The organism is Escherichia sp. MOD1-EC6842 (assembly GCF_002965705.1).
GTDB lineage: Bacteria > Pseudomonadota > Gammaproteobacteria > Enterobacterales > Enterobacteriaceae > Escherichia > Escherichia ruysiae.
In genome coordinates, this window is the sequence record NZ_PTRF01000004.1 from 83,517 (window position 1) to 110,446 (window position 26,930).

Annotated in this window: 23 protein-coding genes; 16 read left to right on the forward strand and 7 right to left on the reverse strand. The window is 50.8% G+C overall.

The genetic code is table 11. The features are described 5' to 3' along the window. Positions 1–65: 65 nt before the first annotated feature. Entirely contained in the window at positions 66–638 is a 573-nt protein-coding gene (gene yeiP / locus A7Z29_RS06195) for an elongation factor P-like protein YeiP (RefSeq protein ID WP_001136827.1), read from the reverse strand. Positions 639–792: 154 nt separating this feature from the next. Between yeiP and A7Z29_RS06200 the strand changes: the two genes are divergently transcribed. Then, positions 793–1,047 carry a YkgJ family cysteine cluster protein gene (locus A7Z29_RS06200; RefSeq protein WP_024165195.1) on the forward strand — a complete coding sequence of 85 codons (255 nt, stop codon included), beginning with the start codon at positions 793–795 and terminating at the stop codon, positions 1,045–1,047. On the opposite strand, the gene setB is transcribed toward A7Z29_RS06200, so the two are convergent. Further along, the gene (gene setB, locus A7Z29_RS06205) at positions 1,044–2,225 is read right to left on the reverse strand and encodes a sugar efflux transporter SetB (protein WP_032225709.1); all 1,182 of its coding nucleotides are present in this window, start codon (positions 2,223–2,225) and stop codon (positions 1,044–1,046) included. The genes A7Z29_RS06200 and setB overlap by 4 nt on opposite strands. A gap of 367 nt (positions 2,226–2,592) precedes the next feature. On the opposite strand from setB, the gene fruB reads away from it, so the two are divergent. From fruB to A7Z29_RS06235, 6 genes are all read left to right on the forward strand, one after another. Beyond that, positions 2,593–3,723, forward strand: a complete 1,131-nt coding sequence (gene fruB, locus A7Z29_RS06210; protein ID WP_000487271.1) for a fused PTS fructose transporter subunit IIA/HPr protein — start codon at positions 2,593–2,595, stop codon at positions 3,721–3,723. Then, a complete protein-coding gene (gene fruK / locus A7Z29_RS06215) occupies positions 3,723–4,661 on the forward strand; it encodes a 1-phosphofructokinase (RefSeq protein ID WP_000091270.1) in 939 nt (312 codons plus the stop codon). The genes fruB and fruK overlap by 1 nt, the downstream gene beginning before the upstream one ends. Positions 4,662–4,677: 16 nt before the next feature. Further along, entirely contained in the window at positions 4,678–6,369 is a 1,692-nt protein-coding gene (gene fruA, locus A7Z29_RS06220) for a PTS fructose transporter subunit IIBC (protein ID WP_105289951.1), read from the forward strand. Positions 6,370–6,793: 424 nt separating this feature from the next. Beyond that, positions 6,794–7,735 (forward strand): pseudouridine kinase, encoded by a 942-nt coding sequence (locus A7Z29_RS06225; protein WP_105289952.1) that lies wholly within the window; start codon positions 6,794–6,796, stop codon positions 7,733–7,735. Then, a complete protein-coding gene (psuG, locus tag A7Z29_RS06230) occupies positions 7,723–8,661 on the forward strand; it encodes a pseudouridine-5'-phosphate glycosidase (RefSeq protein ID WP_001292473.1) in 939 nt (312 codons plus the stop codon). The genes A7Z29_RS06225 and psuG overlap by 13 nt, the downstream gene beginning before the upstream one ends. 93 nt (positions 8,662–8,754) lie before the next feature. Further along, complete coding sequence (locus A7Z29_RS06235; RefSeq protein WP_000353890.1) at positions 8,755–10,005, forward strand: NupC/NupG family nucleoside CNT transporter; 1,251 nt, start codon at positions 8,755–8,757, stop codon at positions 10,003–10,005. Positions 10,006–10,075: 70 nt separating this feature from the next. Here the strand turns inward: A7Z29_RS06235 and A7Z29_RS06240 are convergent, their stop codons facing one another. Further along, entirely contained in the window at positions 10,076–10,774 is a 699-nt protein-coding gene (locus tag A7Z29_RS06240; RefSeq protein WP_032225701.1) for a transcriptional regulator YeiL, read from the reverse strand. A 128-nt stretch (positions 10,775–10,902) separates the two neighbouring features. Between A7Z29_RS06240 and rihB the strand changes: the two genes are divergently transcribed. Then, entirely contained in the window at positions 10,903–11,844 is a 942-nt protein-coding gene (gene rihB / locus A7Z29_RS06245) for a ribosylpyrimidine nucleosidase (protein ID WP_000415410.1), read from the forward strand. Positions 11,845–11,898: 54 nt separating this feature from the next. On the opposite strand, the gene A7Z29_RS06250 is transcribed toward rihB, so the two are convergent. From A7Z29_RS06250 to A7Z29_RS06260, 3 genes are all read right to left on the reverse strand, one after another. Next, the gene (locus A7Z29_RS06250) at positions 11,899–12,987 is read right to left on the reverse strand and encodes a sugar kinase (RefSeq protein ID WP_105289953.1); all 1,089 of its coding nucleotides are present in this window, start codon (positions 12,985–12,987) and stop codon (positions 11,899–11,901) included. Between the two features lie 2 nt (positions 12,988–12,989). Then, positions 12,990–13,847 carry a deoxyribonuclease IV gene (gene nfo / locus A7Z29_RS06255; protein ID WP_000873880.1) on the reverse strand — a complete coding sequence of 286 codons (858 nt, stop codon included), beginning with the start codon at positions 13,845–13,847 and terminating at the stop codon, positions 12,990–12,992. Between the two features lie 73 nt (positions 13,848–13,920). Then, a complete protein-coding gene (locus tag A7Z29_RS06260) occupies positions 13,921–14,970 on the reverse strand; it encodes a YeiH family protein (protein ID WP_032225697.1) in 1,050 nt (349 codons plus the stop codon). Between the two features lie 98 nt (positions 14,971–15,068). On the opposite strand from A7Z29_RS06260, the gene yieE reads away from it, so the two are divergent. The 3 genes from yieE to cirA all read left to right on the forward strand — a co-directional run bounded on the left by yieE (position 15,069) and on the right by cirA (position 19,908). Continuing rightward, complete coding sequence (yieE, locus tag A7Z29_RS06265) at positions 15,069–15,950, forward strand: DNA-binding transcriptional regulator YeiE (RefSeq protein ID WP_000548303.1); 882 nt, start codon at positions 15,069–15,071, stop codon at positions 15,948–15,950. 204 nt (positions 15,951–16,154) lie between these two features. Then, positions 16,155–17,624, forward strand: a complete 1,470-nt coding sequence (gene lysP, locus A7Z29_RS06275; protein ID WP_000253268.1) for a lysine-specific permease — start codon at positions 16,155–16,157, stop codon at positions 17,622–17,624. Between the two features lie 292 nt (positions 17,625–17,916). Beyond that, positions 17,917–19,908 (forward strand): catecholate siderophore receptor CirA, encoded by a 1,992-nt coding sequence (gene cirA / locus A7Z29_RS06285; protein ID WP_000489214.1) that lies wholly within the window; start codon positions 17,917–17,919, stop codon positions 19,906–19,908. A gap of 31 nt (positions 19,909–19,939) precedes the next feature. Here the strand turns inward: cirA and yeiG are convergent, their stop codons facing one another. Beyond that, a complete protein-coding gene (gene yeiG, locus A7Z29_RS06290) occupies positions 19,940–20,776 on the reverse strand; it encodes an S-formylglutathione hydrolase (RefSeq protein WP_000425475.1) in 837 nt (278 codons plus the stop codon). A 257-nt stretch (positions 20,777–21,033) separates the two neighbouring features. Between yeiG and folE the strand changes: the two genes are divergently transcribed. From folE to mglA, 5 genes are all read left to right on the forward strand, one after another. After that, entirely contained in the window at positions 21,034–21,702 is a 669-nt protein-coding gene (folE, locus tag A7Z29_RS06305) for a GTP cyclohydrolase I FolE (protein ID WP_001139613.1), read from the forward strand. A gap of 16 nt (positions 21,703–21,718) precedes the next feature. After that, positions 21,719–22,876 (forward strand): DUF418 domain-containing protein YeiB, encoded by a 1,158-nt coding sequence (yeiB, locus tag A7Z29_RS06310; RefSeq protein WP_105289954.1) that lies wholly within the window; start codon positions 21,719–21,721, stop codon positions 22,874–22,876. A 141-nt stretch (positions 22,877–23,017) separates the two neighbouring features. After that, complete coding sequence (gene galS / locus A7Z29_RS06320; protein ID WP_000628680.1) at positions 23,018–24,058, forward strand: HTH-type transcriptional regulator GalS; 1,041 nt, start codon at positions 23,018–23,020, stop codon at positions 24,056–24,058. A gap of 279 nt (positions 24,059–24,337) precedes the next feature. Next, positions 24,338–25,336 carry a galactose/glucose ABC transporter substrate-binding protein MglB gene (gene mglB, locus A7Z29_RS06325; protein ID WP_105289956.1) on the forward strand — a complete coding sequence of 333 codons (999 nt, stop codon included), beginning with the start codon at positions 24,338–24,340 and terminating at the stop codon, positions 25,334–25,336. 60 nt (positions 25,337–25,396) lie between these two features. Further along, positions 25,397–26,917 (forward strand): galactose/methyl galactoside ABC transporter ATP-binding protein MglA, encoded by a 1,521-nt coding sequence (mglA, locus tag A7Z29_RS06330; protein WP_105289957.1) that lies wholly within the window; start codon positions 25,397–25,399, stop codon positions 26,915–26,917. The last annotated feature ends 13 nt before the right edge of the window (positions 26,918–26,930 follow it).

A 26,930-nucleotide genomic window follows, 5' to 3' on the forward strand; every position in this document is an offset into this window, starting at 1 on the left:
AGATTGGTATAATAAATTAAAAAAGGGACAGTCTGAGCCATCCCTTTTCTGATATCTGGCTGAAGTCAGTCAGCACGACCCATATAGCGGCGTTCTTCGATATGGATACGAATTTTTTCGCCTGGGCTTAAGTATTCTGGTACTTGAATGACCAGACCGGTGCTCAATGTCGCCGGTTTGTTACGGGCGCTGGCAGACGCGCCTTTGATGCCCGGTGCGGTTTCAACAATTTCCAGATCAACGGTTTGCGGCAGTTCAAGCGCCAGAAGTTGACCGTCCCAGGTCAGAACCTGCATATCCGGCATACCGCCTTCCGGCATAAACAGCAGCTCTTCTTCGATCTGATCTTTAGTGAAGGTATACGGGGTATAGTCTTCTTTATCCATAAAGACATATTCGTTGCCATCGACGTAGGAGAAGTCAACGTAACGACGGGTCAGCGTTACGGTGTCAACGATATCATCGCCTTTGAAGCGTTCTTCCACTTTCAGCCCGGTACGGACATCAGAAAAACGCATTTTGTACAGCGTAGCGGCACCACGGGCGGTGGGAGACTGAATATCAATATCCTTAACCAGCAGCAATTTGCCGTTGTAATTCAGTACCATACCTTTTTTAATTTCGTTCGCTCTTGGCATCGAAAAATTCCTGTTATCGAAAATGTCAAAAATATCGCGTCAAACTACTCGCGACGAGCCTTTCAGGCAAGTGGTATTCGCACTTTTGCTGGTGCAAAAAAGGTGGTACTGTGCGCGCTCATCAATCCGGTGGTTAACCTTAAGAGAACAACGTATGGAATGCCGTCCGGGTTGCGGGGCGTGTTGCACTGCCCCTTCAATTTCCAGCCCTATACCCGGTATGCCAGATGGCAAGCCCGCCAATACGCCCTGCATTCAGCTTGATGAACAGCAACGTTGTAAAATTTTTACTTCGCCGCTACGTCCGAAAGTTTGCGCAGGTTTACAAGCCAGTGCTGAAATGTGCGGTAACACGCGTCAGCAGGCGATGACCTGGCTTATCGATCTGGAAATACTGACCGCGCCTTAAACATCTTTAATCCGCAGTAAGCAGAACAGAGTGGCGATAATCATCACCATCGCAAACCAGAACACGGCGTGATAATTCCAGATTTCGGCGACTATGCCCGCCACTGACCCCGCGATGATCCAGCCCACACGCGAGGTATTGGTATAGAGCGTGGTTGCTGAACCCGCCTGACCGGGCATCAGATCCTGAAAATAGAGCATCCCGATGCCACCCAGAATGCCAATAAAAATAGCATTCAGCAGCTGCAAGCCCAACAGAATGACAGGTGAATGCGCCATCAGCATACCTGCGTAAAAACAGACGCCACCCACGGCGGCAACGCGCATTAAGAAACGCTTACCCAGACGTTTGGCAAAATAACCCGCGATCAACATGGTCGGGATTTCCAGGCCTGCGGCGGTTCCCATCATCACGCCCGCCAGTTTCTCGGGAAGATGCAATTCGTTGATAATAAACAGTGGCATGTTGATGATGTACAGGCTATTTGACCCCCACATCAACGTACAAATGACAAACAGCAGTAGCGTATCGCGACGATTACGGCGCGGCGCTTCAACCGTGCCGGTCGCCAGCGGAACCTCTTTTTGCATCGACGGTAAAAATAACCACACCATCAGGCCGCAGACAATAAACGCCACTGCTGCGCTGAGATACATCACCGTAAAGCTGAACCCCATCGCCAGGGCATAAGCCAGCGGCGGACCAATGACCCATGCCAACGAAACCTGAGCGCGTAAAAAAGAGCTGAACATCACCGCTTCACGCCCGGTTTTGTCAGCGTGCTCACGGGCGAGAGCAAACATTTGCGGGTTGGCGGTAGAGCCAAAGCTACTAAGAAAGACACCAACGAACAGCAAAACAAAGTAGTTGCGGTTCCAGGCAAAAAGGGTGCAGGCCAGCACGCCTAACAGGCAGCAAAAGACAATCAGTGATTTACGATCGCCGCGCTTATCAGAGCGTCCGGCGAGAAATTGACTCACCAGAATCCCGATGACAGCACTGCCGGTAAAGAAGAATCCCACCATCGCCGGACGGGCGTGCACTTCATCGGTAAGGAATATACTGAGCGTCGGGGTTTGCAGAGCGCCCGCAATACCGGTGAGAAAGGCAACGATTAAAAACGCCGTCGATGTCAGGTCAAACGATTTCGCGCTGGAGACTGCGGGGGAGTTATGCATGCTGGTCGATCACTGAAAGATGGAGACGCGGAGTTTACGCTGCTTGTCAGAAAATAAACAGTCAGTGAAATCAAACTCGCCACGAATAATCAAAATGCCATTTCACTCTTGTTGATTGTCTGCTGACGCTGCTGAAATTAAATTGATGGCAACGAGTTTTCCCGTCAGCAATTAGGAAAAATGACAAAAAATTGTGCAGCGCATCAAAATTTTGGTCATAAGTTTACAGCTTCCCTTGCGTGCTGAAACAGAAGTATTATGCTTTATTGAAACGTTTCAGCGCGATCTTGTCTTTAACCGTAAGCCAGGTTGGCGCTTTTTTTCTCATAGAAGCTGAATCGTTTCAATTCAGCAAGAGAGGAGAACTATGTTCCAGTTATCCGTACAGGACATCCATCCGGGCGAAAAGGCCGGAGACAAAGAAGAGGCGATTCGCCAGGTCGCTGCGGCGCTGGTGCGGGCCGGTAATGTAGCTGAAGGCTACGTCAATGGCATGCTGGCGCGCGAGCAGCAAACCTCAACGTTCCTCGGCAATGGTATTGCTATTCCTCACGGCACCACCGACACCCGCGATCAGGTGCTGAAAACCGGCGTTCAGGTATTTCAGTTCCCGGAAGGCGTCACCTGGGGTGACGGTCAGGTAGCGTACGTGGCGATCGGTATTGCCGCCAGCTCGGACGAACACCTGGGCCTGCTGCGCCAGCTGACCCACGTGCTAAGCGATGATTCCGTTGCTGAACAACTGAAGTCAGCAACGACAGCAGAAGAACTTCGCGCATTGCTGATGGGCGAAAAGCAGAGTGAGCAGCTGAAACTCGATAACGAAATGCTGACGCTGGATATTGTCGCCAGCGATCTGCTGACTCTGCAGGCGCTGAACGCTGCACGTCTGAAAGAAGCGGGTGCCGTTGACGCCACCTTCGTCACTAAAGCCATCAATGAACAACCTCTGAATCTCGGACAGGGCATCTGGCTGAGCGATAGCGCCGAAGGCAACCTGCGTAGCGCGATTGCGGTAAGCCGCGCGGCAAATGCTTTTGATGTGGAGGGCGAAACGGCAGCCATGCTGGTGAGTGTGGCAATGAATGACGATCAGCCCGTCGCGGTTCTTAAGCGTCTCGCCGATCTGTTACTCGACAATAAAGCTGACCGTTTGCTGAAAGCGGATGCGGCAACATTGCTGGCACTGCTGACCAGCGATGATGCGCCGACTGACGACGTGTTAAGCGCGGAGTTTGTGGTGCGCAACGAACACGGCCTGCATGCTCGTCCAGGCACCATGCTGGTCAATACCATTAAACAATTTAACAGTGATATTACCGTGACAAACCTTGATGGCACCGGCAAACCGGCAAACGGACGTAGTCTGATGAAAGTTGTGGCACTTGGCGTTAAGAAAGGTCATCGCCTGCGCTTTACCGCCCAGGGGGCGGATGCTGAACAGGCACTGAAGGCAATTGGCGACGCCATCGCCGCAGGTCTTGGGGAGGGCGCGTAATGAGCAGACGTGTTGCTACGATCACCCTCAATCCGGCGTATGACCTTGTTGGTTTCTGCCCGGAAATTGAACGCGGCGAAGTGAACCTGGTGAAAACCACCGGTCTTCATGCGGCGGGTAAAGGTATCAACGTTGCCAAAGTTCTGAAAGATCTGGGTATTGATGTCACCGTTGGCGGCTTTCTGGGTAAAGACAATCAGGACGGATTTCAGCAACTGTTCAGCGAGCTGGGCATTGCCAACCGTTTCCAGGTTGTACAGGGGCGTACCCGTATTAACGTTAAGTTGACGGAAAAAGACGGCGAAGTTACTGACCTCAATTTCTCGGGTTTTGAAGTCACTCCAGCAGACTGGGAACGCTTTGTGACTGATTCTCTGAGCTGGCTCGGTCAGTTCGATATGGTCTGTGTCAGCGGCAGTTTACCGTCAGGCGTCAGCCCGGAAGCATTCACCGACTGGATGACTCGCCTGCGTAGTCAGTGTCCTTGCATTATCTTTGATAGTAGCCGCGAAGCATTAGTGGCAGGTTTGAAAGCGGCACCGTGGCTGGTGAAACCTAACCGTCGCGAGCTGGAAATCTGGGCAGGCCGTAAACTGCCTGAAATGAAAGATGTCATTGAAGCTGCACATGCGCTACGTGAACAAGGTATCGCGCATGTCGTCATTTCACTGGGTGCCGAAGGCGCGCTTTGGGTTAATGCCTCCGGCGAATGGATCGCCAAACCACCGTCAGTCGATGTCGTAAGCACTGTTGGCGCAGGGGATTCCATGGTTGGCGGCCTCATTTATGGCTTGCTGATGCGTGAATCCAGTGAACACACACTGCGTCTGGCAACGGCTGTTGCAGCCCTGGCGGTCAGTCAAAGCAATGTGGGTATTACCGATCGTCCGCAGTTGGCCGCAATGATGGCGCGCGTCGACTTACAACCTTTTAACTGACAGCAGGAGAGGCATAATGAAAACGCTGCTGATTATTGACGCTAATCTCGGTCAGGCACGCGCCTATATGGCGAAGACCCTGCTGGGCGCGGCGGCGCGAAAAGCAAAACTGGAAATCATCGACAATCCGAACGACGCTGAAATGGCGATTGTTCTGGGTGATTCCATCCCGAACGACAGCGCGCTGAACGGTAAAAATGTCTGGCTGGGCGATATTTCCCGCGCAGTCGCGCATCCTGAGCTATTCCTGAGTGAAGCCAAAGGCCATGCGAAGCCTTACACTGCGCCGGTCGCTGCGACAGCACCGGTTGTCGCCAGTGGCCCGAAACGCGTGGTTGCGGTGACTGCTTGCCCAACTGGCGTAGCACACACCTTTATGGCGGCTGAAGCCATTGAAACCGAAGCGAAAAAACGTGGCTGGTGGGTGAAAGTTGAAACCCGTGGCTCCGTTGGTGCGGGTAACGCGATCACGCCTGAAGAAGTGGCAGCAGCGGATCTGGTGATTGTGGCAGCAGATATCGAAGTGGATCTGGCGAAATTTGCCGGTAAACCAATGTATCGCACCTCTACCGGTCTGGCGCTGAAGAAAACGGCTCAGGAGCTGGATAAAGCGGTTGCTGAAGCGACGCCTTACGAACCAGCGGGTAAAGCTCAAACGGCGACCACTGAAGGTAAGAAAGAGAGTGCAGGCGCGTATCGTCACCTGCTGACGGGCGTTTCCTACATGCTGCCAATGGTGGTTGCGGGGGGTCTGTGTATCGCGCTTTCCTTTGCTTTTGGTATCGAAGCGTTTAAAGAGCAGGGGACGCTGGCGGCGGCGCTGATGCAGATTGGCGGTGGTTCAGCCTTTGCGCTGATGGTGCCGGTACTGGCGGGTTACATTGCCTTCTCTATTGCCGATCGTCCGGGTCTCACGCCGGGTCTGATTGGCGGTATGCTGGCGGTCAGCACAGGTTCTGGCTTCATTGGCGGGATCATTGCGGGCTTCCTGGCGGGTTACATCGCGAAGTTAATCAGTACGCAACTGAAACTGCCACAGAGTATGGAGGCGCTGAAACCGATTCTGATCATTCCGCTGATTTCCAGTCTGGTGGTCGGTCTGGCGATGATCTACCTGATCGGTAAACCGGTTGCTGGCATCCTCGAAAGTCTGACTCACTGGCTGCAAACCATGGGTACTGCGAATGCGGTTCTGCTGGGCGCGATCCTCGGTGGCATGATGTGTACTGACATGGGCGGTCCGGTAAACAAAGCAGCGTATGCATTCGGTGTGGGTCTGCTGAGTACCCAAACCTATGGCCCGATGGCGGCGATTATGGCGGCAGGTATGGTGCCTCCGCTGGCAATGGGTCTGGCAACAATGGTGGCGCGTCGCAAATTCGACAAAGCGCAGCAGGAAGGCGGTAAAGCGGCTCTGGTACTTGGCCTGTGCTTTATTTCGGAAGGTGCAATTCCGTTTGCTGCCCGTGATCCGATGCGAGTGCTGCCGTGCTGTATCGTTGGTGGGGCGCTGACTGGCGCAATCTCAATGGCGATTGGTGCGAAATTGATGGCACCGCACGGTGGTCTGTTTGTTCTGCTGATCCCAGGCGCCATTACGCCGGTACTGGGTTACCTGGTGGCAATTATTGCTGGTACGCTGGTGGCGGGTTTGGCTTATGCCTTCCTGAAACGTCCGGAAGCGGACGTTATGGCGAAAGCAGCATAATAAAACGTGAACTACAGGGCAGAAATTTTCTGCCCTGTATCATTTGATGAGTGCAAGGTGAGTGATAAATTGTTGACGGCAATTCTATGATTTTGAATGGTTTTATTTTCCAATAGAAAGCTGACACTCTCATCAAACAGTAACGTCATTTCCTCAAGGGCAGATTAATTTCTGCCCTTTTTTATTGTTTCCATTCTGTGCATCACTTCACAATTTCTTCGCTTTTTCTAAAACCGCCAATAATAGCGTTTTGTGAGCCTGTTCAAATCTGCTCATTTTGCCCCTCTGGCGGTAATTTACTTTAAGTAAAACATGCATACTATGAGCACATGTTTAAATATGAACACATGTTTAAACCGTCTTTGCAGTTATCTCTATTCTTGTGGATTGAAAGGGTTGGTAATTTTTTACCAGAGGACGTGCTATGCGCGAAAAGGATTATGTCGTAATTATAGGTTCGGCGAATATTGATGTCGCCGGATATTCACGTGAATCATTAAATTATGCGGATTCCAATCCAGGGAAAATAAAATTTACTCCCGGTGGAGTAGGGCGCAATATCGCACAAAATCTGGCGTTGCTGGGAAACAAAGCCTGGCTACTGAGCGCCGTAGGCAGTGATTTTTATGGTCAATCGCTCCTGACACAAACCAATCACTCCGGTGTTTATGTCGATAAATGCCTTATTGTGCTTGGGGAAAATACATCGAGCTATTTATCATTACTCGATAATACCGGTGAAATGCTGGTTGCTATAAATGACATGAATATTAGTAACTGTATTTCAGCGGAATATCTCGCACAGCACCGTGAATTTATTCAGGGGGCAAAGGTCATTGTCGCAGACTGTAATATCAGTGAAGAGACATTGGTCTGGATTCTGGATAATGCCGCTGGCGTACCGGTATTTGTCGATCCGGTTTCGGCCTGGAAATGCGTCAAAGTACGCGAGCGATTAAGTCAAATTCATACCCTGAAGCCAAACCGTCTTGAAGCGGAAACCCTGAGCGGGATTGCGCTTTCCGGGCGTGAAGATGTAGCAAAGGTTGCCGCCTGGTTCCATCAACATGGCCTGAACCGACTGGTTCTGAGCATGGGTGGTGATGGTGTTTATTATAGTGATATCAGCGGCGAAAGCGGCTGGTCTGCACCGATTAAAACCAATGTCATTAACGTTACCGGAGCGGGCGATGCCATGATGGCGGGACTTGCTTCGTGTTGGGTAGACGGGATGCCGTTTGCCGAATCTGTTCGTTTTGCACAGGGATGTTCGTCAATGGCGCTCTCCTGTGAATACACCAATAACCCTGATTTATCGATTGCCAACGTTATATCGTTAGTGGAGAACGCAGAATGTCTGAATTAAAAATTTCCCCTGAATTATTACAAATTTCCCCGGAAGTGCAGGACGCTTTAAAAAACAAAAAACCGGTTGTGGCGCTGGAATCGACCATTATCTCTCACGGGATGCCGTTCCCGCAAAATGCCCAGACCGCAATTGAAGTTGAAGAAACAATTCGTAAGCAGGGCGCTGTACCAGCCACTATCGCTATTATTGGCGGCGTGATGAAAGTGGGTTTAAGCAAAGAAGAAATTGAATTGCTGGGTCGTGAAGGACATAACGTAACGAAAGTTAGCCGTCGCGATTTACCTTTTGTTGTTGCCGCCGGAAAAAATGGCGCAACCACCGTGGCTTCCACCATGATTATTGCGGCGCTTGCCGGAATTAAAGTATTTGCCACTGGCGGTATTGGCGGTGTTCATCGCGGAGCGGAAAATACCTTCGATATTTCCGCCGATTTACAGGAACTGGCGCACACTAATGTCACCGTAGTTTGTGCCGGAGCAAAATCTATTCTCGATTTAGGCTTAACCACCGAATATTTAGAAACTTTCGGTGTGCCGTTAATTGGCTATCAGACCAAAGCATTACCAGCGTTTTTCTGCCGCACCAGCCCGTTTGAAGTCAGCATCCGTCTCGACAGCGCCAGCGAAATTGCCCGTGCGATGGCGGTGAAATGGCAAAGCGGTCTGAACGGTGGCCTGGTAGTGGCAAACCCAATTCCGGAACAGTTTGCGATGCCGGAAGAAAGTATTAACGCTGCAATTGATCAGGCAGTTGCCGAAGCTGAAGAGCAAGGTGTAATCGGTAAAGAAAGCACGCCGTTCCTGCTGGCACGCGTTGCAGAACTGACCGGTGGCGACAGCCTGAAATCCAACATCCAGTTGGTGTTTAACAACGCCATTCTGGCGAGCGAAATTGCCAAAGAATACCAGCGTCTCGCGGGTTAATTTCTGACGGGCAGAAAGCCGTCGCCCGTACTCATCATACAAACCGAAACCTGGCGCTGGCGCCGGGTTTATGGGCATGAAGGGAAAATCATTATGGATATAATGAGAAGTGTTGTGGGGATGGTGGTGTTACTGGCAATAGCGTTTGTGTTGTCAGTGAATAAAAAGAGCATCAGTTTGCGCACGGTTGGAGCCGCGCTGCTGCTGCAAATCGCCATTGGCGGCATAATGCTCTACTTCCCACCGGGAAAATGGGCTGTAGAGCAGGCGGCATTGGGCGTACATAAAGTCATGTCCTACAGCGATGCGGGTAGCGCCTTTATTTTTGGTTCGCTGGTTGGGCCGAAAATGGATGTCCTGTTTGATGGCGCGGGCTTTATCTTCGCCTTTCGCGTACTTCCGGCGATTATTTTCGTTACTGCGCTCATCAGTCTGCTGTACTACATTGGCGTGATGGGACTCCTGATTCGCATTCTTGGCAGTATTTTCCAGAAAGCCCTCAACATCAGCAAAATAGAATCTTTTGTCGCGGTCACCACCATTTTCCTTGGGCAAAACGAGATCCCGGCGATCGTAAAACCGTTTATTGATCGTATGAATCGCAACGAGTTGTTTACCGCAATTTGTAGCGGCATGGCGTCTATTGCCGGTTCGATGATGATTGGTTACGCCGGAATGGGCGTGCCAATTGACTATCTGTTAGCGGCATCGCTGATGGCGATCCCTGGCGGTATTTTGTTTGCACGTATTCTTAGCCCGGCAACCGAGCCTTCACAGGTGACATTTGAAAATCTGTCGTTCAGCGAAACGCCGCCAAAAAGCTTTATCGAAGCAGCGGCGAATGGTGCGATGACCGGACTGAAAATAGCCGCAGGTGTGGCGACGGTGGTGATGGCGTTTGTGGCGATTATTGCGCTGATTAACGGCATTATCGGCGGAATTGGCGGCTGGTTTGGTTTTGCCAATGCCTCTCTGGAAAGTATTTTTGGCTATGTACTGGCACCGCTGGCGTGGATCATGGGCGTGGACTGGAGTGATGCCAACCTTGCGGGTAGCCTGATTGGGCAGAAACTGGCGATTAACGAATTTGTCGCTTACCTGAGTTTCTCGCCATATTTGCAAACGGGCGGCACGCTGGACGTGAAAACTGTTGCCATTATCTCCTTTGCGCTTTGTGGTTTTGCTAACTTTGGTTCTATCGGTGTTGTCGTTGGGGCGTTCTCGGCTATTTCGCCAAAACGGGCGCCGGAAATCGCCCAGCTTGGTTTACGGGCGCTGGCAGCTGCGACGCTTTCCAACCTGATGAGTGCGACCATTGCCGGGTTCTTTATTGGGCTGGCGTAATGCTCGATTTGTAGGCCGGATAAGACGCATCAATCGTCGCATCCGGTAATCGCGCTATTGCAAATCATTTTTACTGCATCATCCCGGAGAATTTATTCTCCGGGTCCATCTCCAGCGCCAGTCCCAACAACTTCTTTCTATTTTTAATGAGATACCCTTTCTTATTTTTAATTAATAAACCGTCGTGAATGAATTGTGCGAGAACATATAAGAGGTGTCGATAAGAAACGCCTAAATACTCTGCCGCTTGCGTATGCTTTTCGTGATAAAGATCACCTTCCTGCGAGAGTAATATAAATGCTGCCAGGCGATTCACTAATGGAAATGATTGATTCTGAGTTAAAGAAACAATATTGCGATAATTTTTATGACTTAAGGTGACGCAGAGTTTTCGTAAAAATAGCGTGTCGTTTAATAACAACGGGCGGTAATGTTTCATGGGGAGTGCAATACACCAACACTCTTCAATAGCCTGCACCGCACGTGGTTCATGGTCTTTATCGATTAACTCAATCTCGCCAATAAAACAGGGCGCGGCAAAGAAATCAATCAGCGACACGCGCCCATTGGCAAGCGTGGCGTAAAGCCTGGCGCGGCCTCGCGTCAGGTAAAATAGCCAGGACGGCTGTTGCCCTTCCTGCACAATGTAGTCACGCGCTAAAAAATGAAACAGCCGCGTATCGGCTGAAACATCCGTTAAAAAGCACTCATTAAATGCGGACTCACTAATCAGTTGCTGCTTAAGTTCATTATTGTGGATTTCTTTCACGATGTTTATCCGCTATGAGATTTCTCATATTTAGCATACGTACGCTGTTGTTAAGATTCAATCATCGGCCGGTGGAAATTTCTTTGTTGTAGCAAAAAATAACGCAACTGAAACAGAGGAAATAAACAATGGAAAAGAGGAAAATTATTCTGGATTGTGATCCGGGTCATGATGATGCTATTGCCATAATGATGGCCGCGAAACATCCGGCGATTGATTTATTAGGTATCACCATTGTGGCGGGTAATCAGACGCTTGATAAAACATTAATTAATGGTCTGAATGTTTGTCAGAAACTGGAGATTAATGTTCCGGTTTATGCGGGGATGCCGCAGCCAATTATGCGCAAACAAATCGTTGCCGATAATATTCATGGCGAAACCGGTCTGGATGGCCCGGTGTTCGAACCGCTGACCCGCCAGGCTGAAAGCACCCATGCGGTGAAATACATCATTGATACCCTGATGGCAAGCGAAGGCGATATCACTCTGGTGCCGGTGGGGCCGCTGTCAAACATCGCGGTGGCGATGCGTATGCAGCCCGCAATCCTGCCAAAAATCCGTGAAATTGTGCTGATGGGCGGCGCTTATGGTACAGGTAACTTCACGCCGTCTGCCGAGTTCAACATTTTTGCTGATCCAGAAGCGGCACGCGTGGTATTCACCTCCGGCGTTCCGTTGGTGATGATGGGCCTGGATCTCACTAACCAGACCGTGTGTACCCCGGATGTGATTGCGCGGATGGAAAGGGCCGGTGGCCCTGCCGGCGAACTGTTCCGTGACATCATGAATTTCACCCTCAAAACCCAGTTCGAAAACTACGGCCTGGCTGGCGGCCCGGTACATGACGCCACCTGCATAGGTTATCTGATCAACTCTGATGGCATTAAAACCCAGGAAATGTATGTCGAAGTGGACGTTAATAGCGGCCCTTGCTACGGGCGTACCGTCTGCGACGAGCTGGGCGTTCTTGGCAAGCCCGCCAATACCAAAGTCGGCATCACTATTGATACCGACTGGTTCTGGGGATTAGTCGAAGAGTGCGTTCGCGGCTACATCAAAACCCACTAAGTGTTGATAATAAGACCGGATAAGACGCGTCAAGCGTCGCATCCGGCAGCATTGTTACACCATCGGCACTAATGAAAGCGCGTTATCAGCAGACAGGGTAGGGTTATTTATGCTGCCGCTGGCGCGCGAAATTGCCGCGCAGGCCATCGCAAAACGGGCGCTGTCGCGGAAACTGTATCCTTCAAGAAAGCTATATACCAGGCCCGCCATAAAACCATCGTCAGCACCAAAACTATCGACTGTCGTATGCGCTGGCGCGGTCAGCAAAAATTGTTCGCCATCCTTTTCGCTGCAATAAACGGATTCATCGGGCAAATAAACAAACAGTTGCTGAACACCTTGCTGATGCAACGCATTCACTGCGACATTTCGGTCAGCATCGCTGGTGATCGCCTTTCCCCACAAAATTTCCAGCTCCGGTAAAGTGGGTTTCAGGGTGTGAATATGCGCCAGCCAGTGTTTGATTTTGCCCGCTTTGAATTCTGAAACGGTATCGACAAATACCGGAATTTCATCGGCGAGGGTAAAGACCCACTCCAGCGCCTCGGCAGTCAGGTTGCAATCTGCCAGTACTACGCCCGCATGACGAAGTAAATCACGTGACCCGTTCAATAATTGCGGCGTTAACTGTTCCAGCAGATGAGTATCATTAATCGCCAATACGGTTTGTTCGTCTTGATTGGCAATTGCCAGATACGTTGATGTGCTTTGACCATGTAAACGAACGCAGCCAGAGACATTCACTCCAGCACGGCGCGTCTCTTCTAAGAGCATCTCGCCATAAAAATCATTGCCAATCACAGAGAGTAAATGGACGTCGCGGCCTAACAGCGCCAGATTGTGGGCGATATTGCGCCCAACGCCGCCTGCCGAACAATGAATCGTACCGGGATGAGAAGCCGCTTGTGGGTAACGGATATCCGCCATCCCGCGAATATCCATATTGATTGTCCCCACCACGACGCAGTATTCCTGCTCGGTGAGAATGTAACCTTTGCCTTTAATCCGCCCTTTGCGCATTAAATCCATAATATGCGCTGCAACGCGCGAACGGCTAATTTGCAGCATGTCAGCAATTTCATTTTGCTGAATCAGCGGGTTACGCCGTAAAATTGCAAGGATCTCCTTTTCCCGGTTATTCATCTTCAGGCTACCGCTTTTTCAGTTTGTTGTGCTTTTAGCCAGGCGATCTCTTCTGCCCAGATATCCGGGTTGATGGTTTCAAGGATCAGCGGAATGCCGTCGAAACGGTCGTCCTGCATGATCCAGCGGAACGCATCATGACCGATATTGCCTTCACCGAGGCTATGATGGCGGTCAACGCGGCTGCCAAAGGTGCTTTTCGCATCGTTGAGGTGCATCCCGCGCAGATATTTAAAGCCGACAATACGGGCAAAATCTGCGAACGTTTTCTCGCATTCGGCTGGAGTACGCAAATCATACCCGGCTGCAAATGCATGGCAGGTATCAATGCAGACGCCGACGCGGGATTTATCTTCCACGCCGTCGATAATCGCCGCGAGATGTTCGAATTTAAACCCTAAGTTGCTGCCCTGACCGGCGGTATTTTCAATCACCGCTGTCACGCCTTGTGTTTTATCCAGCGCAATATTGATGGATTCGGCAATGCGCGCCAGACAATCCTCTTCTGAAATCTGCATCAGATGGCTGCCTGGGTGGAAGTTGAGCAAAGAAAGTCCCAGTTGTTCGCAACGCTGCATTTCATCTATAAACGCATCGCGTGATTTTTCCAGAGCTTCAGCGACCGGATGACCGAGGTTAATCAGATAACTGTCGTGGGGAAGAATTTGCGCCGACGTGTAGTGATATTTTTCACAGGCGGCTTTGAATTCATCGATGGTTTGCGTCGTGAGCGGTGCGGCACGCCACTGACGTTGATTTTTGGTGAACAAGGCAAACGCGGTAGCGTCGATTTCGGCGGCGCGAATTGCGGCATTTGCCAGACCGCCAGCAGCACTAACGTGCGCTCCAATGTATTTCATATGTGGACTCCTGTTAAACCCGCTGGAGGAAAACGGTAATGATAGCGGGTTAACAGGAGCAAGATGTAGTGGTTTATGCGATGACGCTTTGAATTACATAGTTAATCGCAGCACCACCAACAATCAGCCAGGCAAACAGTACCAGTGCCATCAGCAGAGGTTTCGCCCCGGCTTTTTTCAGCGCGCTGACGTGAGTGGTCAGACCCAGCGCCGCCATCGCCATTGCCAGCAGGAAGGTATCCAGCGTTACCAGCATGTTCACCACGCTCTGCGGTAACAGGTGGAACGAGTTAAAGATGGCAACCACGATGAACAGGATGGCAAACCACGGAATGGTGATTTTGCTTTTCTCGCCGCCATTCGCAGGAGACAGCTGTTTAACACGTGCCGCCAGCAGGATGAGGAACGGAGCCAGCATCATCACGCGCAGCATTTTGGAGATAACTGCTGCGTTCTCAGCTTCCGGGCTGATGGCATGACCAGCTGCCACTACCTGCGCCACTTCGTGCATGGTAGAACCAATGTAGATACCGAACGTTTCCGGGCTAAACCATTGGGTCATCAGCGGATACATTGCCGGGTAGAGGAAAATCGCGATGGTTCCGAAAATAACCACGGTTGCGACAGCCACAGTCACTTTACTGGCTTCTGCTTTCACTACCGGCTCAGTCGCCAGTACCGCCGCAGCACCACAAATACTGCTACCGGCACCGATCAACCAGCTGGTGTGCTTGTCCAGGCCAAACACTTTCTGCCCCAGGAAGCAGGCCAGCAGGAAGGTGCTGGACAGTGTCAACACGTCAATGATGATCCCACTAATACCGACATCGGCAATTTGTGAAAACGTCAAACGGAAACCGTAAAGAATAATACCCAGACGTAGTAAATGTTGCTTGGCAAACAGCACACCGCCGTCACAGCTTTTCCAGATATGCGGATATACTGTGTTGCCTAAAACCATCCCCAACAAGATTGCGAGAGTGAGGGCACTAAACCCGGCACCCGCAACAGCGGGAATGGAACCACCCCACAGGGCGACCCCGGTGATAACTGCACTCAGGGCTAACCCCGGAATGAAATGCCACAGTGTACGATGTTGTTTCTGTAAGGTGATATTCGTCATAACCCTCTCCTTTATCCGGGCATAAGGTTACGACTAACTGGTTTAAAAATAAAATTGATTATATATTTATAATTAATCTTTATAAGTGGTAAGCGACTATGCACATCACCCTCCGGCAGTTGGAAGTTTTTGCAGAAGTATTGAAAAGTGGATCCACCACCCAGGCGTCGGTGATGCTGGCGTTGTCGCAATCAGCAGTGAGCGCGGCGTTGACCGATCTGGAAGGGCAGCTAGGCGTGCAACTGTTTGATCGCGTGGGGAAAAGACTGGTTGTTAATGAACACGGGCGGCTGCTCTATCCGCGTGCGCTGGCGTTGCTGGAACAGGCCGTCGAAATCGAACAACTGTTTCGCGAAGACAACGGCGCGATTCGTGTCTATGCCAGTAGCACCATTGGTAATTACATACTGCCCGCCGTTATCGCCCGTTATCGCCATGATTACCCGCAGTTGCCGATTGAACTTAGCGTTGGTAACAGCCAGGACGTGATGCAGGCAGTGCTGGATTTCCGCGTTGATATTGGCTTTATTGAAGGGCCATGCCACAGCACTGAAATCATTTCTGAGCCGTGGCTGGAAGACGAGCTGGTGGTTTTTGCCGCGCCGACTTCGCCGTTGGCTCGTGGTCCGGTCACCTTAGAACAACTGGCCGCTGCGCCGTGGATCCTGCGCGAACGCGGTTCCGGCACGCGGGAAATTGTCGATTATCTGTTGCTGTCACATTTACCGAAATTTGAGATGGCGATGGAATTAGGTAACTCCGAGGCTATCAAACATGCGGTGCGTCATGGGTTGGGAATTAGTTGCCTGTCGCGACGGGTAATTGAAGATCAATTACAGGCTGGCACATTAAGTGAAGTTGCTGTCCCTCTACCGCGCCTGATGCGTACGTTGTGGCGTATCCATCATCGGCAAAAACACCTTTCCAACGCGCTACGGCGCTTTCTGGACTATTGCGATCCCGCTAATGTGCCGCGTTAAATTGCGGTACAGGAACATGCTGGTGCTGTGTCAATTTCGTGACGCAGCGCCAGCGTCATGCATTCGCCAGAAAAGAGATAGACTGCTTTACTTATAATTCCTGGGCGATCATGAAGGTCTCTTATAAAAGCGCATTTCTACCGGAAGGATTGCAAATCGTCTGCTACAATCGCGCCTCATTTTTAAGATGGATAGCATTTTTGTATGGTTTCCGAAACTAAAACAACAGAAGCGCCGGGCTTACGCCGTGAATTAAAGGCGCGTCACCTGACGATGATTGCCATTGGCGGCTCCATCGGTACGGGTCTTTTTGTTGCCTCTGGCGCAACGATTTCTCAGGCAGGTCCGGGCGGGGCGCTGCTCTCGTATATTTTGATTGGCCTGATGGTCTACTTCCTGATGACCAGTCTTGGCGAACTGGCGGCGTATATGCCGGTTTCTGGTTCGTTTGCGACTTACGGTCAGAACTATGTGGAAGAGGGCTTTGGCTTCGCGCTGGGCTGGAACTACTGGTACAACTGGGCGGTGACTATCGCCGTTGACCTGGTGGCTGCGCAGCTGGTCATGAGCTGGTGGTTCCCGGATGTTCCCGGTTGGATCTGGAGTGCGCTGTTCCTTGGCGTCATTTTCCTGCTGAACTACATTTCGGTCAGAGGCTTTGGTGAAGCGGAGTACTGGTTCTCACTGATCAAAGTCACGACAGTGATTATCTTTATCGTCGTCGGCGTGATGATGATTATCGGTATCTTCAAAGGTGCGCAGCCTGTGGGCTGGAGCAACTGGACGATAGGTGAAGCACCGTTTGCCGGTGGTTTTGCGGCGATGATCGGCGTGGCAATGATTGTTGGTTTCTCCTTCCAGGGAACCGAACTGATTGGTATTGCAGCGGGCGAATCTGAAGATCCTGGGAAAAATATTCCGCGTGCGGTGCGTCAGGTATTCTGGCGAATCCTGCTGTTCTATGTGTTTGCGATTCTGATCATCAGCCTGATCATTCCGTACACCGATCCAAGCCTGCTGCGTAACGATGTGAAAGACATCAGCGTCAGCCCGTTCACGCTGGTGTTCCAGCACGCGGGGCTGCTTTCTGCGGCGGCGGTGATGAACGCGGTCATTCTGACAGCAGTACTGTCGGCGGGTAACTCCGGTATGTACGCGTCTACCCGTATGCTGTACACCCTGGCGTGTGACGGAAAAGCGCCGCGTATTTTCGCCAAACTGTCACGTGGCGGTGTACCGCGTAACGCGCTGTATGCCACGACGGTGATTGCCGGTCTGTGTTTCCTGACCTCCATGTTTGGTAACCAGACGGTGTATTTGTGGCTGCTGAACACCTCCGGGATGACAGGCTTTATCGCCTGGCTGGGGATTGCTATCAGCCACTATCGTTTCCGTCGCGGCTATGTATTGCAGGGACACGACATTAACGACCTGCCGTACCGTTCGGGCTTTTTCCCGTTGGGACCGATCTTCGCTTTCATTCTGTGTCTGATTATTACCCTGGGCCAGAACTACGAGGCGTTCCTGAAAGATACCATCGACTGGGGCGGCGTAGCGGCAACGTATATTGGTATCCCGCTGTTCCTGGCCATCTGGTTTGGTTACAAGTTGATTAAAGGAACCCACTTCGTGCGTTACAGCGAAATGAAGTTCCCGCAGAACGATAAGAAATAAGTTTCCACCCTTCCTTGTTAAGCCCTCTCAACCGAGAGGGCTTTTTCAATTCTATTTCCCTGATAAAACACGAGGATATAAAATTTAATATTTGGATTGATAATTGTTATCGTTTGCATTATCGTTACGCCGAAATCAAAAAAGGCTGACAAATCAGAGACTGTTCAAGCTTTCTGGGATGATCACCTGCATACAAAAAAGTCCACCGCGATGCTGCCGTACGCAAGGGGACGTGAAGAAGATGTGAGCGATAACCCATTTTATTTTCGTAGTTACCTCATGGAGATATGGAATGTTTAGGTTGAACCCTTTCGTACGGGTCGGGCTGTGTTTGTCCGCAATTTCTTGTGCATGGCCTGTGTTGGCGGTTGATGATGATGGCGAGACGATGGTTGTCACAGCATCTTCTGTTGAACAAAACCTTAAAGATGCACCTGCAAGTATCAGCGTCATTACCCAGGAAGACCTGCAGCGTAAACCAGTACAGAATCTGAAGGATGTCCTCAAAGAAGTGCCGGGCGTACAACTGACTAACGAAGGGGATAACCGCAAGGGCGTCAGTATTCGTGGCCTGGACAGCAGCTACACGCTGATTCTCGTCGATGGTAAACGCGTTAACTCCCGCAATGCTGTCTTTCGTCACAATGACTTCGATCTGAACTGGATCCCGGTTGATTCCATCGAACGTATTGAAGTGGTACGTGGCCCGATGTCCTCGTTGTACGGTTCTGATGCGCTCGGCGGCGTGGTCAATATCATCACTAAAAAAATCGGTCAGAAATGGTCGGGCACTGTTACGATCGATACCACCATTCAGGAACATCGCGATCGTGGTGACACATACAATGGTCAGTTCTTCACCAGTGGGCCATTAATTGATGGTGTGCTGGGAATGAAAGCCTACGGCAGCCTGGCTAAACGTGAAAAGGATGACCCGCAAAACTCAACCACCACCGATACCGGAGAGACTCCGCGTATTGAAGGATTCTCCAGCCGCGACGGTAATGTCGAATTTGCCTGGACGCCGAATCAAAATCACGATTTTACCGCCGGTTACGGTTTCGACCGTCAGGATCGTGATTCCGACTCGCTGGACAAAAACCGCCTGGAACGCCAGAACTACTCTGTCAGCCATAATGGTCGCTGGGATTACGGCACCAGCGAACTGAAATACTACGGCGAGAAAGTCGAAAACAAAAACCCTGGCAACAGCAGCCCAATTACCTCTGAAAGCAATACCGTTGATGGCAAATACACGCTGCCGCTGACGGCGATTAATCAGTTTGTCACGGTTGGCGGTGAATGGCGTCACGACAAACTTAGTGATGCAGTAAACCTGACCGGTGGCACCAGTTCCAAAACGTCTGCCAGCCAGTACGCGCTGTTTGTGGAAGATGAATGGCGGATCTTTGAGCCGCTGGCGCTGACGACCGGCGTGCGTATGGACGATCACGAAACTTACGGCGATCACTGGAGCCCGCGTGCCTATCTGGTCTATAACGCTACCGACACCGTTACCGTGAAAGGTGGCTGGGCGACAGCTTTTAAAGCGCCTTCTCTGCTGCAACTTAGCCCTGACTGGACGAGCAATTCCTGCCGTGGCGCATGTAAGATTGTGGGTAGCCCGGATCTGAAACCAGAAACCAGCGAAAGTTGGGAGCTGGGGCTTTACTATATGGGCGAAGATGGTTGGCTGGAAGGGGTTGAATCCAGCGTTACCGTTTTCCGCAACGATGTGAAAGATCGTATTAGCATCAGCCGCACGTCTGACGTTAACGCTGCACCGGGTTACCAGAACTTTGTCGGTTTTGAAACGGGAGCGAACGGGCGACGCATACCGGTATTCAGCTACTACAACGTTAATAAAGCGCGGATTCAGGGCGTGGAAACGGAGTTGAAAATTCCTTTCAATGACGAATGGAAACTGTCACTCAACTACACCTATAACGATGGTCGTGATGTCAGCAATGGCGAAAACAAACCACTTTCCGACCTGCCGTTCCATACCGCTAACGGTACGCTGGACTGGAAACCGCTGGCGCTCGAAGACTGGTCATTCTATGTTTCTGGCCACTATACCGGGCAGAAACGAGCCGACAGCGCGACGGCCAAAACGCCGGGCGGCTATACGATCTGGAATACCGGCGCAGCCTGGCAGTTGACCAAAGACGTCAAACTGCGTGCGGGCGTGCTGAACCTGACTGATAAAGATCTCAGCCGTGATGACTACAGCTATAACGAAGACGGTCGTCGTTACTTTATGGCGGTGGATTATCGCTTCTGATGAGAAGATGCCCGGCGAACCGGGCTAAGTTTTACTTCAGTAAATGCTGCGCATGGAAGCGCAGATGATCCTCTATAAAAGAGGCAATGAAGTAGTAACTGTGGTCATAACCCGGCTGAATACGTAACGTCATTGGCCACGCTTTCTGGCGTGCGGCCTCTGCCAGCACCGCAGGCTGGAGTTGGTCGGCAAGAAACTGATCGCTATCACCCTGATCAATAAGCGTCGGGATCGCATCCTGCGCATTACTGGCGTACATCAGCGCGCAACTGTCCCATTCCTCCCAGTCATTTTTATCCTCGCCCAGATAGGCGCTAAACGCTTTGATTCCCCACGGGACGCTGCACGGATTCACAATCGGCGCAAAGGCAGAAACGCTGGTGTATTTACCTGGGTTTTTCAGCGCCATAATCAGCGCACCGTGACCGCCCATTGAATGACCGCTAATGGCGCAGCGATCGCTGACGTTAAATTGCGACTGAATCAGCGCAGGTAATTCATCACGCAGATAATCATACATCCGATAATGCGCCGACCACGGCGGTTGCGTAGCGTTAAGATAAAACCCTGCGCCCTGGCCTAAATCGTAGCCGTCATCATTGGCAACCTGTTCGCCGCGCGGGCTGGTGTCTGGCATTACCAGTACAATCCCCAGTTCCGCCGCTACGCGCTGGGCACCCGCTTTAGTGGTGAAATTTTCGTCATTACAGGTTAATCCCGAAAGCCAGTACAGCACCGGCGGCGGGGCGTTATCGCGGGGAGGCGGGAGAAAGATGCTGAACGTCATCGGACAGTTTAAGGTACTGGAGTCGTGCCGCCAGCGTTGTTGCCAGCCTTCAAAACAGCGGTGCTCTTCGAGCATTTCCATGCGTGGCTCCTTGTTATGTTGTTTGCAATTTTTTCATCATACCGTTTATTCAGTGTGTTGTGAGTAACTTTCACTTCCGCATATGCATAACGATGTTTTAACATCTACGGCTGAAAGGCAGCGGCAATTACAATAATTATCGCTGTGAATACTGGATTATGTGCGTCACCTCACGCACAATAATCAGGCTGCTAATCAGCTTAATAACTTTGCCCCCACGCAGGGCGGAGGCGTCACACCTGCAGGAGAAAATATAAATGCCATCACTCAGTAAAGAAGCGGCTCTGGTTCATGAAGCGTTGGTTGCGCGAGGACTGGAAACACCGCTACGCCCGCCCGTGCATGAAATGGATAACGAAACGCGCAAAAGCCTTATTGCCGGCCATATGACCGAAATCATGCAGCTACTGAATCTCGACCTGGCTGATGACAGTTTGATGGAAACGCCGCATCGCATCGCCAAAATGTATGTCGATGAAATTTTCTCCGGTCTGGATTACGCCAACTTCCCGAAAATCACCCTCATTGAAAATAAAATGAAGGTCGATGAAATGGTCACCGTGCGCGATATCACTCTGACCAGCACCTGTGAACACCATTTTGTCACTATTGATGGCAAAGCGACGGTGGCCTACATCCCGAAGGATTCGGTGATCGGTCTGTCAAAAATTAACCGTATTGTGCAGTTCTTTGCCCAGCGTCCGCAGGTGCAGGAACGTCTGACCCAGCAAATTCTCATTGCGCTACAAACGCTGCTGGGCACCAATAACGTGGCGGTCTCTATCGATGCGGTGCATTACTGCGTGAAAGCGCGTGGTATCCGCGATGCGACCAGCGCCACGACAACGACCTCCCTCGGTGGTTTGTTCAAATCCAGTCAGAATACACGCCACGAGTTTCTGCGCGCCGTGCGTCATCACAACTGATTAAAAGGCAGGAACCATGGAGCGCAACGTCACGCTCGATTTTGTTCGCGGCGTCGCCATTCTGGGGATCCTGCTTCTTAACATCAGCGCCTTTGGACTTCCAAAGGCGGCTTATCTCAACCCCGCCTGGTACGGCGCTATTACACCGTCTGACGCCTGGACATGGGTATTTCTCGATCTCATCGGGCAGGTGAAATTCCTCACGCTTTTTGCGTTGCTGTTTGGTGCGGGGCTGCAAATGCTGCTGCCGCGTGGCAGACGCTGGATCCAGTCACGGCTCACCCTGTTAGTCTTGTTGGGCTTTATTCACGGCTTGTTATTCTGGGACGGCGATATTCTGCTGGCTTACGGGCTGGTGGGCTTAATCAGTTGGCGGCTGGTGCGCGATGCGCCATCGGTAAAAAGCCTGTTTAATACCGGCGTCATGCTATATCTGGTAGGGCTTGGCGTTTTGCTGTTACTGGGGTTGATTTCCGACAGCCAGACCAGTCGCGCCTGGACGCCGGATGCGTCCGCCATTTTGTATGAAAAATACTGGAAACTTCACGGCGGCGTGGAAGCCATCAGTAACCGTGCCGATGGCGTAGGGAACAGTTTACTGGCACTGGGTGCGCAGTATGGCTGGCAACTGGCGGGGATGATGTTAATTGGCGCGGCATTGATGCGTAGCGGTTGGCTGAAAGGGCAGTACAGCTTGCGCCACTATCGCCGTACCGGTTTTGTGCTGGTGGCGATTGGGCTGATGATTAACCTTCCTGCTATCGCACTACAATGGCGACTGGACTGGGCGTATCGCTGGTGCGCCTTCTTACTTCAGATGCCGCGTGAACTGAGTGCGCCATTTCAGGCGATGGGTTATGCGTCGTTGCTGTTCGGCTACTGGCCGCAATTAAGCCGTTTTAAGCTGGTGCTGGCGATCGCCTGCGTCGGACGGATGGCGCTGACCAACTACCTGTTACAAACGCTGATTTGTACCACACTATTTTACCACTTCGGTTTGTTTATGCAGTTTGACCGTCTGGAATTGCTGGCGTTTGTTATTCCGGTATGGCTGGCGAATATCCTTTTCTCTGTTATCTGGCTACGTTACTTCCGTCAGGGGCCGATAGAATGGCTCTGGCGTCAGCTCACCCTCCGTGCTGCGGGACCTGCATTGTCCAAAACATCAAGATAACGATCTTGATCACATTCATTAACAAAACGGCTGTAATCGTTTCCATTGCTGTGACTCGATTCACGAAGTCCTGTATTCAGTGCTGACAAAATAGCCGCCAGCAAGCAGTAACCTACTGCAATCTCACAACAGGTAGTGAATATGATCACCATTCGTGATGTAGCGCGTCAGGCTGGCGTCTCTGTGGCAACGGTTTCCCGAGTGCTCAATAACAGCACGCTGGTAAGTGCAGAAACGCGTGAAGCGGTAATGAAAGCCGTAAGCGAACTGGATTACCGACCAAACGCCAATGCCCAGGCGCTGGCAACTCAGGTGAGCGATACCGTTGGCGTGGTGGTGATGGACGTTTCTGATGCGTTTTTTGGCGCACTGGTGAAAGCCGTCGATCTCGTCGCCCAACAGCATCAGAAATATGTGTTGATTGGCAACAGCTATCATGAAGCGGAAAAAGAGCGTCACGCCATCGAGGTGTTAATTCGCCAGCGTTGTAATGCGTTGATTGTTCATTCGAAAGCGTTAAGCGACGACGAACTGGCGCAGTTTATGGACAACATTCCCGGTATGGTGCTGATCAATCGCGTTGTACCGGGTTACGCCCATCGTTGCGTTTGCCTGGATAATCTCAGCGGTGCCCGAATGGCGACGCGTATGTTGCTGAATAACGGTCATCAACGCATCGGTTATCTTTCTTCCAGCCACGGCATTGAAGATGATGCAATGCGCAAAGCCGGCTGGATGAGTGCGCTGAAAGAGCAGGATATTGTTCCGCCGGAAAGCTGGATTGGCACCGGCACGCCGGACATGCCCGGCGGTGAGACGGCAATGGTCGAGCTGCTGGGACGCAATCTGCAACTTACTGCTGTGTTTGCTTATAACGACAATATGGCCGCTGGCGCACTGACGGCATTAAAAGATAATGGCATTGCGATTCCGTTACATCTCTCAATTATCGGTTTCGATGATATCCCCATCGCCCGTTACACCGACCCGCAATTAACGACCGTGCGTTATCCCATTGCTTCGATGGCAAAATTAGCTACTGAACTGGCCTTGCAGGGCGCAGCAGGCAACATTGATCCGCGAGCCAGCCACTGTTTTATGCCGACGTTAGTGCGTCGGCATTCTGTCGCAACACGCCAGAATGCGGCGGCGATCACTAACTCAACAAATCAGGCGATGTAACCGCTTTCAATCTGTGAGTGATTTCACAGTATATTAACAATGCGATAGCTATGATTGCACCGTTTTAACGTTGTAACCTATATGTAACAGTGAATAATCACTTTTATCGAGGTTATAGCGTCATAACAACAATTAAAGTCGTTTTCTGGAGCGTTACCGGGCATGGAAGAACGAATTTTAAAACGTGAGTTTCGGCGTTCAGTAACACTTCATTAACTATACTGCCCCGCCGAGCATTTATCTCAAGCACTACCCTGCATAAGAAAAACCGGAGATACCATGAATAAGAAGGTGTTAACCCTGTCTGCTGTGATGGCCAGCATGTTATTCGGTGGCGCTGCACACGCTGCAGATACCCGTATTGGTGTGACGATTTATAAATACGACGATAACTTTATGTCCGTGGTGCGTAAGGCTATCGAACAAGATGCGAAAGCCGCGCCAGACGTCCAGCTGCTGATGAATGATTCACAGAATGACCAGTCCAAGCAGAACGATCAGATTGACGTGCTGTTGGCGAAAGGGGTGAAGGCGCTGGCAATCAACCTGGTTGACCCGGCTGCTGCGGGTACGGTGATTGAGAAAGCGCGTGGGCAAAACGTGCCGGTGGTTTTCTTTAACAAAGAACCTTCCCGTAAGGCGCTGGATAGCTATGACAAAGCCTACTACGTAGGCACTGACTCCAAAGAGTCCGGCATTATTCAGGGCGATTTGATTGCTAAACACTGGGCGGCGAATCAGGGTTGGGATCTTAACAAAGACGGTCAGATTCAGTTCGTACTGCTGAAAGGTGAACCGGGCCATCCGGATGCAGAAGCGCGTACTACCTACGTGATAAAAGAACTGAACGATAAAGGTATCAAAACCGAGCAGTTACAATTAGATACCGCTATGTGGGACACCGCTCAGGCGAAAGATAAGATGGATGCGTGGCTGTCTGGCCCGAACGCCAACAAAATCGAAGTGGTTATTGCCAACAACGATGCGATGGCAATGGGCGCGGTAGAAGCACTGAAAGCGCACAACAAGTCCAGCATTCCGGTGTTTGGCGTCGATGCGCTGCCAGAAGCTCTGGCACTGGTGAAATCCGGTGCACTGGCGGGCACGGTGCTGAACGATGCTAACAACCAGGCGAAAGCGACCTTTGATCTGGCGAAAAACCTGGCCGATGGCAAAGGTGCGGCTGATGGCACCAACTGGAAAATCGACAATAAAGTTGTCCGCGTTCCTTATGTCGGCGTAGATAAAGACAACCTGGCTGAATTCAGCAAGAAATAAGACTGATTGGGCGCAGTCGTTTACTGCGCCCTTATTGTATGGCCAACAAGGTAAAATTATATGGTCAGCTCAACGACTCCGTCTTCCGGGGAATACTTGTTGGAAATGAGCGGTATCAACAAGTCTTTTCCCGGTGTTAAGGCACTTGATAACGTTAATTTAAAAATCCGGCCACATTCTATCCATGCATTAATGGGAGAAAACGGCGCAGGAAAATCAACATTATTAAAATGCCTGTTTGGTATTTATCAAAAAGACTCCGGCACCATTTTATTCCAGGGTAAAGAGATCGATTTTCATTCTGCCAAAGAAGCACTGGAAAATGGGATTTCGATGGTACACCAGGAGTTAAACCTGGTATTACAACGTTCGGTGATGGACAACATGTGGCTGGGGCGATATCCCACCAAAGGCATGTTTGTCGATCAGGACAAAATGTACTGTGAAACCAAAGCGATTTTTGATGAACTGGATATTGATATCGATCCGCGTGCGCGGGTCGGGACATTATCTGTTTCGCAAATGCAAATGATCGAAATCGCCAAAGCGTTTTCCTATAACGCAAAAATTGTGATTATGGATGAACCGACTTCTTCGTTAACCGAAAAAGAGGTCAATCATCTGTTCACTATTATTCGTAAATTAAAAGAGCGCGGCTGCGGTATTGTTTATATCTCGCATAAAATGGAAGAAATTTTCCAGTTATGTGATGAAGTCACCGTATTGCGTGACGGTCAGTGGATCGCCACCGAACCGCTGGCAGGGCTGACGATGGACAAGATCATCGCCATGATGGTTGGGCGTTCTCTTAACCAGCGTTTCCCGGACAAACAAAACACGCCAGGCGAAGTGATTCTGGAAGTGCGTAACCTGACGTCGCTGCGCCAGCCGTCGATTCGCGATGTCTCGTTTGATCTGCATAAAGGGGAGATCCTCGGTATTGCCGGTCTGGTGGGGGCGAAACGTACTGATATCGTTGAGACGTTATTTGGTATTCGCGAGAAGTCGGCTGGCACCATTACGCTGCATGGCAAAAAGATCAATAACCATAACGCCAACGAAGCTATTAACCACGGATTTGCACTGGTCACTGAAGAGCGCCGCTCAACGGGAATTTATGCCTATCTGGATATCGGTTTTAACTCGTTAATTTCCAATATTCGCAACTACAAAAATAAAGTTGGTTTACTGGATAACTCGCGGATGAAAAGCGATACCCAGTGGGTGATTGATTCGATGCGGGTAAAAACACCGGGGCATCGGACGCAAATTGGTTCACTTTCCGGCGGTAATCAGCAAAAGGTGATCATTGGTCGCTGGCTGCTAACGCAACCAGAAATATTAATGCTCGATGAACCGACGCGCGGTATTGATGTTGGGGCGAAGTTTGAAATTTATCAGTTAATTGCCGAACTGGCGAAGAAAGGCAAGGGGATTATTATTATCTCCTCCGAAATGCCAGAGTTGTTAGGGATAACAGACCGTATTCTGGTGATGAGCAATGGTCTCGTTTCTGGAATTGTCGATACAAAAACAACAACGCAAAACGAAATTCTGCGTCTTGCGTCTTTGCACCTTTAAGATTAGGGGCTTC